Below are 17384 nucleotides of genomic sequence, written 5' to 3'. Positions count from 1 at the left end.
CCACTTGACGAGGACCGCACATGAGCACCGCTTCCACCGGCCCGGCCTTGCGCCAGATCGCCGACTTGCCCTGCCCGCGCGGCGTGCCGCTGCTCGGCAATCTGCTGCAGCTTTCGCCGCCGCGTCTGCATCTGATCCTCGAGCAATGGGCCGCCGAACTCGGTGCGCCCTACCGCTTCCAGGTAGGCAGCATCCCCATTACGATCTGGACCGACACCGAACTGATCCAGCAGATCATGCGCGAGCGCCCGCATCGCTACCGGCGCTATCAGCCGATCGAAGCCGTGTTCGAGGAGATGGGGTTCAACGGGCTCTTCTCCGCGGAAGGCGTTGCGTGGGAGCCGCAACGCAGGCTCGTGATGCAGGCGCTGTCCATCCCCAACATCAAGGCGTTCTATCCAACGCTGGCCGATATCACGCAGCGCCTGCATACCCGCTGGCAACGCGCGGCCGAGCGCGGCGAGACGATCGAGATGACCGACGACCTCAAGCGCTACACGGTGGACGTGACGAGCGCGCTCGCGTTCGGCGAAGACCCGCGCACGCTGGAGCGCGATCATGGCGTGATTCAGGAGCACCTGGAGCGCATCCTGCCTGGCGTCATGAGGCGCACGAACGCGCTCTTCCCCTACTGGCGATACGTCAAGCTGCCGGCGGATCGCAAGCTCGAGCAGTCGCTGGAGGAAGTGCACCGCTACGTGAACGCAATGATGGCGCGCGCCCGCGAGCGCATGCGCGACGAACCATCCGAAACGCCGCGCAATCTGCTCGAAGCGATGCTCGCGCAGCAGGAGACGCAAGACGGCGCTACGCCGATCAGCGACGCGCAGATCCGCGCCAACGTGCTCACGCTGCTGCTGGCGGGCGAGGACACGACCGCCGACTCCATCGCCTGGACGCTGCCCTACATCGCCGCCGATGCGGATTTGCAGCGGCATCTCGGCGACACGGCCTCAGGCGCGCTCGGCGCTTCGACGGTTTGCCCCGACTACGCGACGTTGAAAGACCTCGATATTTTCGAGGCGATCTGTATCGAGGCTACGCGCCTTCGTCCGGTGGCGTCCGTGCATTCGTTCGAGCCGCTGGAGGATGTCGTGGTGGACAACGTGGCGCTGCCCAAAGGCACGCGCATGTTCTTCGTGGCTCGTCCGGCGATGCTCGATGCGAAGCACTTCTCCGATCCGCAGCGCTACGATCCGTGGCGCTGGATCAAGCGCGGCGATCAGGACACCGACGAAAAAGTCCATGACGTCCGCGCTTATTTGCAGTTCGGCGCGGGGCCGCGCGTGTGTCCGGGCCGCCATCTCGCGACCGTGGAAATGCGCCTCGCGCTCTCGATGCTGATGAAATCGTTCACGATCGAACTGGCGATCGATCCCGCGGAAATCCGGGAAGTGCAGGCGTTTACGATGGTGCCGGATACGATGCCCGTGCGGCTGAGGCCTCGCGAGCGCAGCAGCAGCGGCAGCGCGTGAGCCGGGGTTTCAGCGCCCGTCTTCGGGAGTCCCAACGGCCGAGGCATCGTCGGGCGCGCCATCGCTGCGCGCCTGCGCATCGCGCATCTTCGCGAGCGCCTTGGGCCCGAGCCCGAGCGACACGCCCAGGGCGAGCGCATCGAGCACCGCGAGATGCGCGATGCGCACCACAGCGGGCGCGTGCGCGTCGCTCGCGGCCGGCACGCGCAGCAGGAGCGGAATGTCCACCACCCACGCGAGACGCGAACCCGCGCTCGTGAGTGCGATGGTCGTCGCGCCCCGCTCCTTGGCGATCTGAATGCTCTCGTTCACTTCCACGCTGCGCCCCGATTGCGAGATCGCGAACGCCACGTCGCCGGGTTCGAGCAACCCTGCGTAGAGGCGCTGCAGATGCGCGTCGGTGAACGCGCTCGCCGCGATGTCGAGCCGCAGCATGCGCAGCGCCGCGTCCTGCGCGACGAGCCCCGAACCCGCGCCCACGCCGAAGAAGTACACGCGCCGCGCGCTGCCCAGCGCCGCCACGGCCGCTTCGAACACGGCGGTATCCAGTGAGGCACGCGCGTGCGTCACCCCCTGCACGACCGACTCGGTCACCTTGTCGAGCAGCGTGCCGACCTCACCGGCCCACTGAGCGCCGCCAGCCTCGCCTGCCGTCGTCTCGGTGGCGAGCGCGAAGGGCACGTTGCCCGCCGCGCTCTGCGCGAGCCGCATCTTGAAGTCGCGCAGGCCGTGCGCGCCCACCGCACGGCAAAAGCGCGTGACGGAGGGCTCGGACACGTCCGCGCGCTGCGCGAGTTCGGTGATGCTCGCGCGCATGGCGAAGTCGATGTCGGCGAGCACCATCTCCGCGACCTTGCGCTCGGCGGGACGCAGCGACGCCGCGACGTTGCGGACGTGATGGATGAGATTGGAGACCGGCAAGCTGTTTTTCCCGTGAATGATACGAGGCACCCGCTATCCAGTTTCGATGCGGGCTTCCGCTTCAATCGAGCCGCTTGCCGCTTTCAGTGTCGAACAGATGCAGGTGCGCGAGAGGCAATTCCAGCGTCATGCGCTGGCCGGGCGCTATGTCCGTCCGCGCGCGCGTGGTGACGCACCATGTCGTGCCGCCTATTTTCCCGTACAAGTGGGTCTCCGCGCCAGTCGGCTCGATCACTTCGACGTTGAACGGCACGTCGCCGCCCGCCTCGATGTGCTCGGGACGCACGCCGAGCGTCACGCGCGCGCCCGCCTGCGCCTTGCCTTCGGGCAGCGCGATGCGCACGCCGTCTTCGAGCACGAGCGCGGTGCCGCGCGCGTCGCTCATGACCGTGCCTTCGGCGAAATTCATCGAAGGCGAGCCCAGGAAGCTCGCCACGAACAGGTTGCCCGGCTTGTCGTAAAGGTCGAGCGGGCGGCCAATCTGCTCGATGCGGCCCGCGTTCATCACGACGATGCGGTCGGCCATCGTCATCGCCTCGATCTGGTCGTGGGTGACGTACACCACCGTATTGCGCAGGCGCTGGTGCAGCGCCTTGATTTCGGTGCGCATCTGCACGCGCAGCTTGGCGTCGAGATTGGAGAGCGGCTCGTCGAACAGGAACACCGCCGGCTCGCGCACCACGGCGCGGCCCATCGCGACGCGCTGGCGCTGACCGCCCGAGAGCGCACGCGGCAGACGCTCCAGATAGCTCGATAGGTTGAGCATTTTCGCGGCGGCCTCGATGCGCGGCTTGAACGCGCCTTCGCGCTCCTTGCGAATGCGCGGGCCGAACGCGATGTTGTCGTACACCGAGAGATGCGGGTAGAGCGCGTAGCTCTGGAACACCATCGAGATGTTGCGCTGCTGCGGCGGCAGCGCGTTCGCACGCGTGCCGGCGATCGTGAGGTCGCCGCCCGAGATGTCTTCGAGACCCGCGATCATGCGCATCAGCGTGGTCTTGCCGCAGCCCGACGGGCCGACGAGCACGACGAACTCGCCGTCTTCGATGTCGAGATCGACGCCATGCACGACCTGGGTCTCGCCATAGCGCTTGTAGATGCCGTTCAGTTGTACCGCTGCCATGCTGTCCTCGTGTGCGTGAAGTCTTTACAGGTCGCTGCGTCGTGCTTGCTCGAGCGGCTCAGAACGGATCGAGCGTCAGCTCGTTCGCCATCAGCCGGTTGCCGGCCATCAGGCCTGCGTCCACGGGCAGTGCCACGCCCGTAATGACGCGCGCCTGCGGCGAGGCGAGAAACTGCACGGCGTCGGCGATGTCCTCGGGCGTGGCGACGTCGCCGAGCGGATACCATTTGCTTAGTTCTTCGAATATCTTCGGATGCTGGTCGACGCGCTCGCGCCACGCGGGCGTCTTCACCGTGCCGGGGCAAACGATGTTCGCGCGTATGCCATGCGGACCCAGCTCCATGGCGAGCGCCCTGGTGTAGCTCACGAGGCCGGCTTTCGCCGCGCTGTACGCGGGATGACCGAGCGCGGTGAGCCCGTTCACCGAGCCGATCAGCACGAGTGCACCGCTCTTGCGTTCGATCATCGAGGCGCGCACGGCTTCGACCGTGTAGTACGCGCCGTTCAGGTTCAGTTCGATGTCGCGCCGCCAGCTCTCGGCGTCGGTGCGCGCGAGCGTCGTGCCGAGCGCACCGCCGGCGTTCGCCACCGCCACGTCCACGGGGCCGCGCGCCGCCGTGCCGCGCGCCACCGCAGCAGTCACGGCGGCCGGGTCACTCACGTCGGCGGCGAGCGGTTCGAGCCGCACCGCGCCCAATTCGTCCGCGAGCTGCTGCACACCCGCCGCGTCGCGGTCGAGCGCGAGCACCGTGTCGCCCGCATCGAGAAACCGTTTGCACAGCGCGCGGCCTATGCCGCCGCTCGCGCCCGTCACCAGCACTACCCGGCTCATAACCCTCTCCGTGCGGCCCTCCAGTCGCGCCAGCGGGCCTGTAAATTTCCTACATACGAATGACGCGCGGCGGCCCTGTGCGGGTTTATACCGACCGCGCCGCGCTGCTGCACCGCATGAATTTCCCCTGTTTTACAGCATGTTATGCAAATCCCGGCGCTCGAAACAATATCGGGAATACCAGGTGACAACGTTTTTTTCATCCTGTAGGATTTTTTCAAACAACGCAACCCAGCGGCCGGGGAAATGGCGGCGGCATAAGCAGGAACAACTACCCAGGAGAGAGAGAATGTCGTTTCAGGCACGTGCAACCACCATGTTCGGCAAGCTCGCCGTCGCGCTCGCGTTCGCCGGCATCACCGCCGCGGCGCACGCCGATACGGTCCGCGTGACCGTCGCGCACTACAGCGATGCCACCGCTCCGTACTTCGAGAAAATGGCGAGGCAGTTCGAGGCCGCCAATCCCGGCATCACGATCAAGATCGAAGACGTGAACTGGGACTCGCTGCAACAGAAGCTGCAAACGGACATCTCCGGCGGCGCCAATGCCGACCTCGCGATCATCGGCACGCGCTGGCTGCTCGACTTCGTGAAGGACGACATTGCCGAGCCGCTCGACCCGTATATGGACGCGAACTTCAAGGGCCGCTTCATCGGCCCGTTCCTCGCCCCGGGTCAGATCAACGGCAAGACCTACGGTCTGCCGATCGCCGCCTCGGCGCGTGCGCTGTACTACAACAAGGATATGCTGGCTTCGGTTGGCTATCCGGACGGCCCGAAGACCTGGAACGACGTGATCGACGCCTCGAAGAAGCTCAAGGCGAAGGGCATTGCCGGCTTCGGTCTGCAAGGCAAGGAAATCGAAACCGACGTGTACTACTACTACGCGCTGTGGACGCACGGCGGCGACGTGGTGGGCAAGGACGGCAAGGCCGCGTTCAACTCGCCGGCCGGCGTGAAGGCCGCCACGCTCTACAAGAGCATGATCGACGAAGGTCTCACGCAGCCTGGCGTGACGGGCTACAGCCGCGAAGACGTGCAGAACCTCTTCAAGCAGGGCCGCGTGGCGATGATGATCTCGGCGCCGTTCCTCGCCAAGCAGCTCAAGAAGGAAGCGCCGAACATCAAGTACGGCATCGACCCGATCCCGGTTGCGACGACGCCCGCCACCTACGCGGTGACCGACTCGATCATGATGTTCAAGAATTCCAAGGTGAAGAAGAGCGCCTGGAAGTTCCTCGACTTCCTGTTCACGAAGGAGCCGCGCGTGCAGTTCACGAGCACGGAAGGCTTCCTGCCGACCACGAAGGCCGAGGCGACCGACCCGGCGTTCCAGGACCCGGACACGAAGGCGTTCATCGCGCTCCTGCCGCACGCGAAGTTCGCGCCGACCGTGACGGGCTGGGAAGACACCGCGAAGGCCGTGACCAACGCGATGCAGTCGATCTACCTCGGCAAGGCCAAGCCCGCCGACGCGCTGAACCAGGCGGCCACCGAGGCGAACAAGGCGCTCGGCAAGTAAGTTTGGCAACCTGGTTGGCGTATCGGCCAGCCAGGAAGCCTTGCCTTGATGGCCTGCCCGGCGCGCGCCCAGAGTCTGCGGCGCGCGCCGGGCCGCCTGAGAACCGACGTTTCGAAGCACCGACGATTTCGACATGACTACGGGTCCACTGAAGCCCTCGCCCGCCGCCCCGCCGGCCGGCGATGCCCCCGACCGATCACGCGCACGAACCCGCATGAGCCGACTCCCCCGCGCCGTTTCCACGCCCCGCGCACCGTGGCTCCTGATCGTGCCGAGTCTCGTGCTCGCGCTCTTCATCATCAGCTATCCGATCTTCAACATCGTGTACCAGTCGCTGCACGATGTATCGCGCTTCGGGCAGATCCGCGACTTCAGCGGTCTGCAGAACTTCTATAACGTGTTCGGCGATCGGGTGTTCATGAGCGCGTTAAGGAACACGCTGATCTGGACATTCTTCGTCGTGGTGGGCACGGTGCTCATTTCCGTGCCGGTCGCGCTCGTGCTCAATCAGGACTTCTACGGCCGCGGCATTGCGCGCACGATCGTCATGCTGCCGTGGTCCGTCTCGCTCACCATGACCGCCGTGGTGTGGCGCTGGGCGTTCAACGACGACTACGGCATGGTCAACGTCACGCTGCAGCGCCTCGGGCTCACGGCCGGGCCGATTCACTGGCTCGCCACGCCCGAGTATGCGTTTCCGGTCGAGATCTGCGTCGGGATACTGGTGTCCATACCGTTCACGACCACCATCCTGATGGGCGGCCTTTCCTCAGTGCCGGGCGACATCTACGAAGCCGCCCGCATCGACGGCGCTACGGCCTGGCAGCAGTTCCGCCAGCTCACGCTGCCGCTGCTCAAGCCGTTCATCAACATGGCGATCCTGCTCAACGTGATCTACGTGTTCAACTCGTTCCCGATCATCTGGGTGATGACGCAAGGCGGCCCCGACGACAGCACGCATATCCTCGTCACCTACCTTTACGAACTCGGCTTTCGGTTGGGACGACCAGGCGAAGCCGCCGCCGTCTCGCTCATCATGCTCGTCATTCTGTTCGCATTTTCGGTGGCCTACCTGCGCTTGCAGGCCAAACGCGGCAGCGCGCAAGGAGACCTGGCATGAACCGCAAGCTCAAACGCTCGATCTGGTGCTGGCTCGCGCTCTCGCCGCTCGTCCTCGTCGTGCTGTTCCCGTTCGCCGTGATGTTCTTCACCTCGTTCAAGCCGGCATCGGAAGTGTTCGTCTTTCCGGCGCGCTGGCTGCCCATGGAATGGCGCTGGCAGAACTACGTCGACATGTGGCAGGCCGCGAACTTCGGCGTCGCGCTGCGCAACAGCATCGTGGTGAGCTGTCTTTCCACCGCGCTCGCACTCGCCGTGAGCCTGCCGGCCGCCTATGCGCTCGCGCGCTTTCCGTTTCGCGGGCGCGGTCTTTACCGGCAGTTCCTGCTGGTCACGCAGATGCTCTCGCCGATCCTGCTCGTGGTCGGCCTGTTCCGGCTCGCCGCGATGATTCCGTACGGCGACGGCAATCTCGTCGATTCGAAGATCGGCGTGATCGTCTCGTATGCGGCTTTCAATATCGCATTCGCCGTATGGATGCTCTCATCGTATTTCCAGACCGTGCCGCGCGATCTCGAAGAATCGGCATGGCTCGAAGGCTGCAGCCGCACCAGTGCGGTGTTTCGCGTGTTCCTGCCGCTCGCGGTCCCGGCGGTGGTCGTGACGGCGATCTTCACGTTCATCAGCGCATGGAACGAGTTCGCCGTGGTCTACACGCTGATCCGCTCGCCCGAGAACAAAACGCTCACCGTGCAGGTCACCGACATGGTGGCCGGCAAGTACACCGTGGAATGGCAACTCGTGATGGCGGCGACGCTCGCGGCCACGCTGCCGGTTTCGGTGGTGTTTGCGTGGCTCCAGCGTTATATGGTGAAGGGCCTCGCGCTTGGCGCCGTGAAGTGAGGGCTCGGCTTTTTCAAGCGCCCGGGCGAAAAGGCGAAGGACGTGCCTGGTCCATCGCCGCGTGACTCGTATCGGGGGTGACGGTGTTCGGGCCAGTCCGGATCAGAAATAGCAGCGGAATGACGAGAAGCGTCGCCACGAACATCATCTTGAAGTCGAACAGCAGCATCACGCGCGCGTCCACGCGCGGCGGCGGTCGCGAGGAGCCGCCGCAGCGCTGCGGGCCCCTTACTTTTGCGTTAGCGCAGCCGCACGAGCGTGGACTTCAGCTCCGTATACTTTTCGAGCGCATGCAATGACTTGTCGCGGCCGTTGCCCGACTCCTTGAAGCCGCCGAACGGGAAATTCATGTCGCCGCCTTCGTCGTAGCAGTTCACCCAGACCGTGCCCGCGCGCAGGCGCCGCGAAATTTCGTGCGCGTGCGTGAGGTTTGCTGTCCAGACGGCCGCTGCCAGCCCGTAATCGCTGTCGTTGGCAATGCGCACGGCCTCGTCGATCGTGTTGAACGTAATGACGGACAGCACCGGCCCAAAAATCTCTTCACGCGCGATCTTCGCGTCGTGGTGCGTGTCGAACACGGTGGGCTCGATATAGAAGCCGCCGCTTTGATGGTTCACGCGCTCGCCGCCTGCCAGCAGCTTCGAGTCCTTGCGGCCTGCCTCGATGTAGCCCAGCACGCGCTCGAGCTGGATCTTGTCGACGATCGCGCCCATCGACACCTGCGGATCGAGAGGATTCCCAGGCTTATATGCCTTCGCGGCCTCGATGAGTTTCGCGAGGAACACCTCCTTGATCTCGCGATGCACGAGCAGGCGCGAGCCCGCCGTGCACATTTCGCCCATGTTGTAGAAGATCGCACTCGCCGCGGCGTTGGCGGCGCGGTCGAGATCCGGACAGTCGGGCAGCACGATGTTGGGCGACTTCCCGCCCAGTTCCAGCCACACGCGCTTGAGATTCGACTGGCCCGCGTACTGCATGATCTGCTTGCCCACGTTGGTCGATCCCGTGAACGCAATGCAGTCCACGTCGTGATGCAGTGCCAGCAGCTTGCCGGGCTCGCCCCCACCCGGCAGCACGTTGAACACGCCTGCCGGTATGCCGGCCTCGTGCGCGAGCTGCGCCACGCGAATCGCGGTGAGCGGCGACTTCTCCGATGGCTTGAGCACGACGCTGTTGCCCGCGGCGAGGGCGGGGCCGAACTTCCACGAGGCCATGAGGATCGGGAAATTCCACGGCACCACCGCGGCCACCACGCCAATGGGCTCGCGCGTCACGAGGCCCACCAGATGATGATCTGCGGGCACGACTTCGCCGCCCACCTTGTCGATGGCTTCAGCGAACCATTCCACGCAATAGGCCGCGCCCGGCACGTCCACGGTCGTGGTGTCGCCAATGGGCTTGCCCGCGTCGAGCGTTTCGAGCAGCGCGAGTTCGTCGAGATGCTCGCGCATGAGCGCGGCCCAGCGCAGCAGGACTGCCTTGCGCGCGCGTGGGTTCAGGCCCGCCCATACGCCTTCATTGAACGCGCGGCGCGCGGCTGCAACCGCCGCGTCCACGTCGGCCGCGCCGCAATCTGCCACGTTCGCGATCACCCTGCCGTCGATCGGGCTCACGCAGTCGAAGGTACGGCCCGAGTACGCGTCGCGATACGCGCCGTCGATGAATGCGCGGCCCTCGATCGATAGCGTCGCGGCCTTGTCCTGCCAGTAAGTGAGCGTTTTCATTTCCATGAGGATGCCTCAATGATTTGCGATTCACCCTGTCCGCCTCGATGCGGCGCCAGATGAAACGGGTTTGCGCGATCAGGCAGTCAGAAGCTGGGCGGCGAGTTCGCCGACACCACTTCGCAAACTTCGTTCGCGCTGGGATTACGAAACCGGTGCGGGAAGCGGCTTTCGAAGTAGTAGCTGTCTCCGGGGTCGAGCAGCCACGTCGTCCCATCCACGGTCAGCTCCAACTGACCCGCGACCACCACGCCGCCTTCGTGACCGGCGTGCGTGAGCATCTCGGGCCCCGTATCGGCAAGCGGCTGATAGACCTCGCGCATGATGCACATGTTGCGGTCCTTGATGTTCGCACCAGCCAGATAGAACTCGATGGACGCGTTGCCGAGGTTCGGCATTTCGCCGCGCCGCGACACGACACCCGTACCCTCGCTCAGATCGAACGTGAAGAACTCCGCAAGACTCATCGGTATGCATTCGAGCAGTTTCTTGAGCGAGCCGACAGAGGGACTGACGCGACTTTGCTCGATCAGCGAGATCGCGCCATTGGTCACGCCGGCGCGCTTGGCCAGTTCCCGCTGCGACAGGCCATAGCGTTTGCGGACATGCCGCAGGCGCGTGGCGACTTCGGACGACACAGAGGAGGACTCGGACACGATGAAGGACCGTTGACAAGGAGACGCGCGTGCACGACGCGGTGCAGGTGTTGAATATTCTAATCAGTTTGTTCTATTTTGCGTCAGTACAAACCCCTGTAAGTGATACGAAATATAAGGAGAAAAGCCCTTGTTTCGCACAGCGTGCTATATCCAAAAGACCCTCGGGGAAAGTGCTGACGTCAAAAACTTAAAAAAATAATTGACGCCCTTTTTGGCTCGTATATGCTGAACCACAGGTCGAACAGCGCAGTGTTTCAGCCGCGTTGCAGTGCAAAAAACGCGTTTTATGCGAGAAACATTGCAAATCGACCGCGTTTGGAAAGCGATACATCGAAGTCGTTCAATGTGTGAAACGGCAATAAAATTGACGACCTCGAATGCCTGCACCAAACGTCTTCCTCAACGCAACTGGTCGAGTGTTATTGTGAGAGTCCGTGGCCCTCTGGTGAGATGGGATCGTAGTCATGCGAGGTGTCTTCGCAGTGACTGCGCCGCCCTCGCCGACGGCAGTAGCGGCAGGCTTGCCTCTCGCCTGTTCCTGTCCGTCTTCACGATCCTTTCCCGCCGCTCCGTGCGGCGTCACAACTCCGTTTCCGCGCGCGCATTCATCGCCGTCCACACGGACGAAGTCGCGTCGCTTCTGCCGTAGCGCCTCTCCTTCCTGCGCCGTTCGTTTTCTTCGCCGTCGTTCGTTCGCGAGGTGTCTCGTCGCGCCTGAACGATGTCGTCGTGCGCGTCTGAACACCGTCGCGCCCCACACCGGAAGAAAGCGAACCGCCTACATGATCTCCACGCGCAGCGCCATCCGTTAGCGTCGCTGCCCCGGAGCACACAGGGTTGTAGTTTTGCGTCCAGCAAGGCTGCAAGGTCATGTCACGCCCGTAGCGTCGATGCATGGCGCAAGGGCAAGGAAGTGAATCATTAGTCATGCGAACCAGACCATTAGTTGGCGTCACAGCCGACCGCACGATGATGGGGCCGCACGCGTCGCACGTTGCCGGCGAGAAGTACATCGCCGCGGCGGTGGACGGCGCAGGCGCGCTCGCGCTGGTCGTTCCCGCGCTCGGCGAGCGCCAGACGGCGGCGGACATTCTGGAAACCGTGGACGGGCTGCTCTTCACCGGCAGCTACTCGAACGTCGAGCCGCACCGTTATGGCGGCCCGGCGAGCGAGACCGGCACGCTGCACGATCCCGCACGCGACGCGACGACGCTGCCGCTCATGCGCGCCGCTATCGAGGCAGGCGTGCCGGTGCTGGCCATCTGCCGCGGTTTTCAGGAAATGAACGTCGTCTTCGGCGGCACGCTGCATCAGCAGGTGCACACCGTTGCCCGCTATGACGACCACCGCGAGAACAAGGACGATCCGCTCGACACGCAATATGGTCCTGCGCACGCGTTGAAGCTCGTGGAAGGCGGCCTGCTGCAACGGCTTGCGGGCGGCTCGCGCGAAGCTCGCGTGAATTCGCTGCACGGCCAGGGCATCGAGCGGCTTGGCGCGGGCCTCGTAGCCGAGGCATTCGCGCCCGACGGCCTCATCGAAGCCGTGAGCGTTGCAAACGCGAACAGCTTCGCGCTCGGCGTGCAGTGGCACCCCGAGTGGAAGCATGCCGACGACGCCCTGTCCACCGCCATCTTCCACGCGTTCGGCGAGGCTTGCCGCAACCGCATGCTGGCCCGAATACCGGGCGGGGCCGGACACGACGTGGCGCACGCGCCGCGCACCGCCCACGCCTGATGCCGGCCCATACAGAACAGAGAGAAAGATCATGCATGAAATCGACGAATTCCTGAAGAAACACCACATCACCGAAATCGAAGCGATCATCCCCGACATGGCGGGCATCGCGCGTGGCAAGATCATTCCGCGCAGCAAGTTCGAATCGGGCGAATCCATGCGCTTGCCGCAGGCCGTGATGATCCAGACCGTCACCGGCGACTATCCCGAGGACGGCAGCCTCACCGGCGTCACCGATCCCGATATGGTGTGCGTGCCCGACCCATCGACGATCCGCATCATTCCCTGGGCCGTCGATCCCACGGCCCAGGTGATCCACGACTGCGTGCATTTCGACGGCTCGCCCGTCGAAATCTCGCCGCGCCGCGTGCTGCGCCGCGTGCTCGAACTCTATGAGGCGAAGGGCTGGAAGCCCGTCATCGCGCCGGAGCTCGAGTTCTATCTCGTCGACATGAACAAGGACCCGGACATTCCGCTCACGCCGCCGATCGGCCGCACGGGCCGCCCGGAGACGGGCCGCCAGGCGTATTCGATCGAAGCGGTGAACGAATTCGATCCGCTGTTCGAAGACATTTACGAGTACTGCGATATTCAGGATCTCGAAGTCGATACGCTCATTCACGAAGTGGGCGCGGCGCAGATGGAAATCAACTTCCTGCACGGCGACCCGCTCAATCTCGCCGACCGCGTGTTCCTCTTCAAGCGCACGGTGCGCGAAGCGGCGCTGCGCCATCACATGTACGCCACCTTCATGGCGAAACCGATGGAGAACGAGCCGGGCTCGGCGATGCACATCCACCAGAGTCTCGTCTCGGCGGAAAGCGGCCAGAACCTTTTCACCGGTTCCGACGGCAAGCCGACCGACATGTTCTACGCGTATATCGCCGGCCAGCAGAAGTACACGCCTGCGTTGATGCCGATCTTCGCGCCGTACATCAACTCGTATCGCCGTCTTTCGCGCTTCATGGCAGCGCCGATCAACGTGGCATGGGGTTATGACAACCGCACGGTGGGCTTTCGCGTGCCGTACTCGTCGCCGGCCGCGCGCCGCATCGAGAACCGCATCCCGGGCGTGGACACCAATCCGTATCTCGCGATCGCCGCGACGCTCGCCGCCGGCTATCTGGGCATGACGCAGCACCTCAAGCCCACCGATCCGCTCGTGAGCGACGGCTATTCGCTGCCCTACCAGTTGCCGCGCAACCTGGAAGAAGGCCTCACGTTGATGAGCGCAAGCCAGCCGCTCATGGACATTCTCGGCGAGAAGTTCGTGCGCGCCTACCTTGCGCTGAAGGAAACCGAATACGAAGCGTATTTCCGCGTGATCAGTTCGTGGGAACGCAAGCACCTGCTGCTGCACGTATAAACGAAAGGAGACATCGCAATGAGCTATCGAATCGACGCCCCCGCCGCCGCGCTGCAGGAAGTGCCGACGACGCTGCGTGCACACCCGGCACAGGCCACGCGCTCGACGAGCGAGTACCGCGCGCTGGACGCCGCGCATCACATTCACCCGTTCTCGGACATGGGCTCGCTCAACAAGGCGGGCAGCCGTGTGATCGTGAAGGCGAAAGGCGTGTATCTGTGGGACTCGGAGGGCAACCAGATCATCGACGGCATGGCCGGGCTCTGGTGCGTGAACGTGGGCTATGGCCGCGAGGAACTGGCCAGCGCCGCGTACCGGCAGATGCAGGAACTGCCCTTCTACAACACGTTCTTCAAGACCACGCACCCGCCGGTCATCGAACTTTCCGCGTTGCTCGCGCAGCTCTCGCCCGAGCCGTTCAATCACTTTTTCTACTGCAACAGTGGCTCGGAAGGCAACGACACGGTGCTGCGCATCGTGCATCAGTACTGGCTCACGCAGGGCAAGGCTTCGAAGAAGGTCGTCATTTCGCGCAAGAACGCGTATCACGGTTCGACGATCGCGGGCGGCACGCTGGGCGGCATGGGCTACATGCACGAGCAGATGCCATCGAAGGTCGAGAACATCGTGCACATCGACCAGCCATACTTCTACGGCGAAGCACAAGGCAACATGACGCCCGAGGAGTTCGGTCTCGCACGCGCACAGCAGCTCGAAGCGAAGATTCTCGAAGTGGGCGCGGAAAACGTGGCCGCCTTCATCGGCGAGCCGTTCCAGGGCGCGGGCGGCGTGATTTTCCCGCCTTCGACCTACTGGCCGGAAATCCAGCGCATCTGCCGCAAGTACGACATCCTGCTTTGTGCCGATGAAGTGATCGGCGGCTTCGGCCGCACGGGCGAATGGTTCGCGCATCAGCACTTCGGCTTCGAACCCGATCTCATCACGATGGCCAAGGGCCTCACGAGCGGCTATGTGCCGATGGGCGCGGTGGGCATACATGATCGCGTCGCGAAGGCGCTGATCGAGCACGGCGAATTCAATCATGGCCTCACGTACTCGGGGCATCCGGTCGCAGCGGCCGTGGCCGTGGCGAACCTCAAGCTGCTGCGCGACGAAGGCATCGTCACGCGCGTGAAGAACGATACGGGCCCGTATTTCCAGCAACGCCTGCGCGAGACGTTCGGCAATCATCCGATCATCGGCGACATCTCGGGCGCCGGGCTCGTTGCGGGCCTGCAGCTCGCCGAAGACCCGAAGTCGCGCAAGCGCTTCGCGAACGGCGGCGACGTGGGCACCCTCTGCCGCGACTTCTGCTTCAACGGGAACCTCATCATGCGCGCCACGGGCGATCGCATGCTGCTCTCGCCGCCGCTCGTCGTCACGCGCGGCGAGATCGACGAGATCGTGTCGAAGGCGAAGAAAGCCATCGATGCAACGGCGCAGCAACTGGGTCTTTCATAACGCTTCTTGTCCACGGCGGGCGGCACACAACGGGGTGCAGAGCCTCCCGCCGATCTTCATCTTCAGGGGAAACAACATGGGTGTCAGTCATCTTCGTCACACGGTCGCGCTCGCGGCCCTCGCAGCGTGTGCGGGCCTCACGGCGATGTCCAGCGTGCCTGCGCGCGCGGCCGACGGCGATTTGAACGTCTACAACTGGTCCGACTACATTGCGAAAGACACGATCCCGACCTTCGAAAAGGAAGCGGGCATCAAGGTCAAATACGATAACTACGACAGCGACGACACGCTGCAAGCCAAGTTGCTTGCGGGCAGTTCTGGCTACGATATCGTTGTTCCCACATCGAACTACATGGCCAAGCAGATTCAGGCCGGCGTGTACCAGAAGCTCGACAAGTCGAAGATCCCCAACCTGGCCAATCTCGATCCCGTGCTCATGCACATGATCGCCGACGCCGATCCGGGCAATCAGTACGGTGTGCCCTGGGCGTTCGGCACCGACGGCATCGGCTACAACAAGCAAGCTGTGGAAAAAGCACTCGGGCCGAACGCGCCCGTCGATAGCTGGGCGCTCGTGTTCGATCCGCAGAATCTCTCGAAGCTCAAGGGCTGCGGCGTGTCGTTCCTCGACCAGGCCGTGGACGTGTTTGCCGCGACGCTGCAGTACATGCACAAGGACCCCAACAGCACGAACCCGGGTGACTACCAGGCAGCGTTTGAAGTGCTGAAGAAGGTCCGCCCGTACATCACCCAGTTCAATTCGTCGGGCTATATCAACGACCTCGTGAACAACGACATCTGCGTGGCCGTGGCGTGGTCGGGCGACGTCGGCATCGCGCACCGCCGCGCCGAGGAAGCCAAGCGCTCGTATGAGGTCAAGTTCTCGAACGTGAAGGAAGGCGGGCTGCTGTGGTTCGACGTGATGGTCGTGCCGAAGGACGCGCCGCATCCGGAAAACGCGATGAAGTGGATCAACTACATCTCGGACCCGAAGGTCAACGCGCAAATCACCAACGAAGTGTTCTACCCCACCGCGAACAAGGCGGCCCGCCAGTTCGTCACGGCGTCCGTTGCGCAGGACCCGACGGTGTACCCGCCGGAAGACGTGCTCAAGAAAATGACGCTGATGAAACCGATGCCTGCTGAAATCCTGCGCCTCGAAAACCGCCTCTGGGCCCAGTTGAAGTCGGGCCACTGAAACGCGGATCACCCCCTGAAGGAAACAAGAAGGAGACGACGCGGGAGAGGGATCGCTCGACCCCTCCCCGCCTGAAGTGCGCAATGCCGAAGTCCGGCCGCGCAGCGCCGCCCGCTTTATCTGACGACGCGCGCGAGCCTTTAACGAGCTCCGTTCGCAGTACTAATCGCGAGTCGCCCGTGCGCCCCGTGCGGGCCGGCTCGCGCCCGAAAAACCTGTGCTGCGATCAGAAAAGAACCAAGGTCAGATCATGAATTCGACGTCCCAAGTCAATGCCCCAGAAGCTGTGCGCGCAAACTCGAACCCGGCGAAGAACGACGCGTTCGTGCGCATCGAAAACGTCGTCAAGAAGTTCGGCGAGAGCACCGCCGTGGACAACGTGAGCCTGAACATCGCCAAGAACGAGCTGTTCGCCCTGCTCGGCAGCTCCGGCTGCGGCAAATCCACCCTGCTGCGCATGCTCGCGGGCCTCGAGACCGCCACGTCGGGCCGCATTTTCGTCGACGGGGAAGATCTCGCGACGCTGCCCCCCTACCGCCGCCCCGTCAACATGATGTTCCAGTCGTATGCGCTATTCCCGCATATGAGCGTGGAATCGAACGTGGCGTTCGGCCTCAAGCAGGAAGGCGTGGCGAAGAACGAGATTCGCGAGCGCGTGGCCGACGCGCTCAATCTCGTGCAAATGGGCCGCTACGCCAAGCGCAAGCCGCATCAGCTTTCCGGCGGCCAGCAACAGCGCGTGGCGCTCGCGCGCTCGCTCGTGAAGCGGCCAAAGCTTCTGCTGCTCGACGAGCCCATGTCCGCGCTCGACAAGAAGATCCGCCAGAAAACGCAGCTCGAACTCGTGAACATCATCGAGAAAGTCGATGTCACCTGCGTGATGGTCACGCACGACCAGGAAGAGGCGATGACGATGGCCAACCGCCTCGCCGTGATGAGCGAAGGCCGCATCGTGCAGATCGGCTCGCCCAGCGAAGTCTACGAATTCCCCAACAGCCGCTTCTCGGCCGAGTTCATCGGCTCGACCAACCTGTTCGAAGGCCGCGTGGTCGAAGACGAACCCGATCACATCTTCGTGGAAAGCGACGACCTCGAAACGCGCATGTACGTGAGCCACGGCGTGACCGGGCCGCTCGGCATGCCGGTGGGCATTTCGGTACGCCCCGAGCGGGTGCGCGTGACGCGCGAGAGGCCCGGCACGCAGCACAACTGGGCGCGCGGTGTAGTCACGGACGTCGCCTACATGGGCAGCTACTCGCTCTACCACGTGCGCCTGCCGGGCGGCAAGGTGGTCGTCTCGAATCTTTCCAGCTCGCACCTCATGACCGACGGCGCGCCAGCCTGGAACGACGACGTTTATGTGTCCTGGTCGCCGGCCAGCGGCGTCGTGCTCACGCAGTAAGG

16 protein-coding genes and 1 pseudogene are annotated in these 17384 nt (G+C 64.0%); 10 read left to right on the top strand and 7 right to left on the bottom strand.

Annotated elements, in window-relative coordinates; all coding sequences use genetic code 11:
- Nucleotides 1–20: 20 nt before the first annotated feature.
- Nucleotides 21–1475 (top strand): cytochrome P450, encoded by a 1455-nt coding sequence (locus tag VSR34_RS18615; protein ID WP_342963175.1) that lies wholly within the window; start codon nt 21–23, stop codon nt 1473–1475.
- A gap of 9 nt (nt 1476–1484) precedes the next feature.
- Here the strand turns inward: VSR34_RS18615 and VSR34_RS18610 are convergent, their stop codons facing one another.
- From VSR34_RS18610 to VSR34_RS18595, 4 genes are all read right to left on the bottom strand, one after another.
- Nucleotides 1485–2396, bottom strand: a complete 912-nt coding sequence (locus VSR34_RS18610) for a MurR/RpiR family transcriptional regulator (RefSeq protein ID WP_342963174.1) — start codon at nt 2394–2396, stop codon at nt 1485–1487.
- Nucleotides 2397–2457: 61 nt separating this feature from the next.
- Nucleotides 2458–3519 (bottom strand): sn-glycerol-3-phosphate ABC transporter ATP-binding protein UgpC, encoded by a 1062-nt coding sequence (gene ugpC, locus VSR34_RS18605; RefSeq protein WP_342963173.1) that lies wholly within the window; start codon nt 3517–3519, stop codon nt 2458–2460.
- A gap of 58 nt (nt 3520–3577) precedes the next feature.
- Nucleotides 3578–4351: an SDR family oxidoreductase gene (locus VSR34_RS18600; RefSeq protein WP_028209794.1), complete on the bottom strand. Its 774-nt coding sequence runs from the start codon at nt 4349–4351 to the stop codon at nt 3578–3580.
- Nucleotides 4348–4656, bottom strand: coding sequence for a hypothetical protein (locus tag VSR34_RS18595; protein ID WP_155836757.1), 309 nt, complete (start codon nt 4654–4656; stop codon nt 4348–4350). The genes VSR34_RS18600 and VSR34_RS18595 overlap by 4 nt, the downstream gene beginning before the upstream one ends.
- Between VSR34_RS18595 and VSR34_RS18590 the strand changes: the two genes are divergently transcribed.
- From VSR34_RS18590 to VSR34_RS18580, 3 genes are all read left to right on the top strand, one after another.
- Complete coding sequence (locus tag VSR34_RS18590; RefSeq protein WP_028209795.1) at nt 4641–5873, top strand: sugar ABC transporter substrate-binding protein; 1233 nt, start codon at nt 4641–4643, stop codon at nt 5871–5873. The two genes, VSR34_RS18595 and VSR34_RS18590, sit on opposite strands and share 16 nt — an antisense overlap.
- 214 nt (nt 5874–6087) lie before the next feature.
- Entirely contained in the window at nt 6088–6993 is a 906-nt protein-coding gene (locus tag VSR34_RS18585) for a sugar ABC transporter permease (RefSeq protein ID WP_028209796.1), read from the top strand.
- The gene (locus tag VSR34_RS18580; RefSeq protein WP_028209797.1) at nt 6990–7835 is read left to right on the top strand and encodes a carbohydrate ABC transporter permease; all 846 of its coding nucleotides are present in this window, start codon (nt 6990–6992) and stop codon (nt 7833–7835) included. The genes VSR34_RS18585 and VSR34_RS18580 overlap by 4 nt, the downstream gene beginning before the upstream one ends.
- Nucleotides 7836–7848: 13 nt before the next feature.
- Here VSR34_RS18580 and VSR34_RS18575 read toward each other — a convergent pair whose 3' ends face one another.
- The 3 genes from VSR34_RS18575 to VSR34_RS18565 form a co-directional block, all read right to left on the bottom strand.
- Nucleotides 7849–8007: a hypothetical protein gene (locus tag VSR34_RS18575; RefSeq protein ID WP_154671281.1), complete on the bottom strand. Its 159-nt coding sequence runs from the start codon at nt 8005–8007 to the stop codon at nt 7849–7851.
- Between the two features lie 67 nt (nt 8008–8074).
- Nucleotides 8075–9565: an aldehyde dehydrogenase gene (locus tag VSR34_RS18570; protein WP_342963172.1), complete on the bottom strand. Its 1491-nt coding sequence runs from the start codon at nt 9563–9565 to the stop codon at nt 8075–8077.
- Between the two features lie 80 nt (nt 9566–9645).
- Nucleotides 9646–10197, bottom strand: coding sequence for a cupin domain-containing protein (locus VSR34_RS18565; RefSeq protein ID WP_342963205.1), 552 nt, complete (start codon nt 10195–10197; stop codon nt 9646–9648).
- Nucleotides 10198–10642: 445 nt separating this feature from the next.
- On the opposite strand from VSR34_RS18565, the gene VSR34_RS18560 reads away from it, so the two are divergent.
- The 6 genes and pseudogenes from VSR34_RS18560 to potA form a co-directional block, all read left to right on the top strand.
- Nucleotides 10643–10867, top strand: coding sequence for a hypothetical protein (locus VSR34_RS18560; RefSeq protein WP_112171111.1), 225 nt, complete (start codon nt 10643–10645; stop codon nt 10865–10867).
- Nucleotides 10868–11145: 278 nt separating this feature from the next.
- A complete protein-coding gene (locus VSR34_RS18555) occupies nt 11146–11955 on the top strand; it encodes a gamma-glutamyl-gamma-aminobutyrate hydrolase family protein (RefSeq protein ID WP_342963171.1) in 810 nt (269 codons plus the stop codon).
- 31 nt (nt 11956–11986) lie between these two features.
- Nucleotides 11987–13321: a glutamine synthetase family protein gene (locus VSR34_RS18550; RefSeq protein ID WP_342963170.1), complete on the top strand. Its 1335-nt coding sequence runs from the start codon at nt 11987–11989 to the stop codon at nt 13319–13321.
- 18 nt (nt 13322–13339) lie between these two features.
- Nucleotides 13340–14782 (top strand): aspartate aminotransferase family protein, encoded by a 1443-nt coding sequence (locus VSR34_RS18545; protein WP_342963169.1) that lies wholly within the window; start codon nt 13340–13342, stop codon nt 14780–14782.
- Nucleotides 14783–14858: 76 nt separating this feature from the next.
- Nucleotides 14859–15980, top strand: a complete 1122-nt coding sequence (locus VSR34_RS18540; RefSeq protein WP_028209803.1) for a polyamine ABC transporter substrate-binding protein — start codon at nt 14859–14861, stop codon at nt 15978–15980.
- Between the two features lie 322 nt (nt 15981–16302).
- A pseudogene (potA, locus tag VSR34_RS18535) lies at nt 16303–17382 on the top strand (polyamine ABC transporter ATP-binding protein); the annotation flags it as partial.
- Between the last annotated feature and the right edge of the window lie 2 nt (nt 17383–17384).

Origin of the sequence: Paraburkholderia sp. JHI2823, from assembly GCF_038900695.1 — a bacterium.
Lineage (GTDB): Bacteria > Pseudomonadota > Gammaproteobacteria > Burkholderiales > Burkholderiaceae > Paraburkholderia > Paraburkholderia mimosarum.
Note: the sequence above shows the minus strand (reverse complement) of the source record. Positions and strands in the feature narration are given on the sequence as shown.

Coding starts and splice junctions, on each gene's coding strand:
- VSR34_RS18555 (WP_342963171.1), top strand. CDS start 11,146: ATGCGAACCAGACCATTAGTTGGCGTCACAGCCGACCGCACGATGATG.
- VSR34_RS18580 (WP_028209797.1), top strand. CDS start 6,990: ATGAACCGCAAGCTCAAACGCTCGATCTGGTGCTGGCTCGCGCTCTCG.
- VSR34_RS18570 (WP_342963172.1), bottom strand. CDS start 9,565: ATGGAAATGAAAACGCTCACTTACTGGCAGGACAAGGCCGCGACGCTA.
- VSR34_RS18540 (WP_028209803.1), top strand. CDS start 14,859: ATGGGTGTCAGTCATCTTCGTCACACGGTCGCGCTCGCGGCCCTCGCA.
- VSR34_RS18590 (WP_028209795.1), top strand. CDS start 4,641: ATGTCGTTTCAGGCACGTGCAACCACCATGTTCGGCAAGCTCGCCGTC.
- VSR34_RS18600 (WP_028209794.1), bottom strand. CDS start 4,351: ATGAGCCGGGTAGTGCTGGTGACGGGCGCGAGCGGCGGCATAGGCCGC.
- VSR34_RS18545 (WP_342963169.1), top strand. CDS start 13,340: ATGAGCTATCGAATCGACGCCCCCGCCGCCGCGCTGCAGGAAGTGCCG.
- VSR34_RS18585 (WP_028209796.1), top strand. CDS start 6,088: ATGAGCCGACTCCCCCGCGCCGTTTCCACGCCCCGCGCACCGTGGCTC.
- VSR34_RS18615 (WP_342963175.1), top strand. CDS start 21: ATGAGCACCGCTTCCACCGGCCCGGCCTTGCGCCAGATCGCCGACTTG.
- VSR34_RS18550 (WP_342963170.1), top strand. CDS start 11,987: ATGCATGAAATCGACGAATTCCTGAAGAAACACCACATCACCGAAATC.
- ugpC (WP_342963173.1), bottom strand. CDS start 3,519: ATGGCAGCGGTACAACTGAACGGCATCTACAAGCGCTATGGCGAGACC.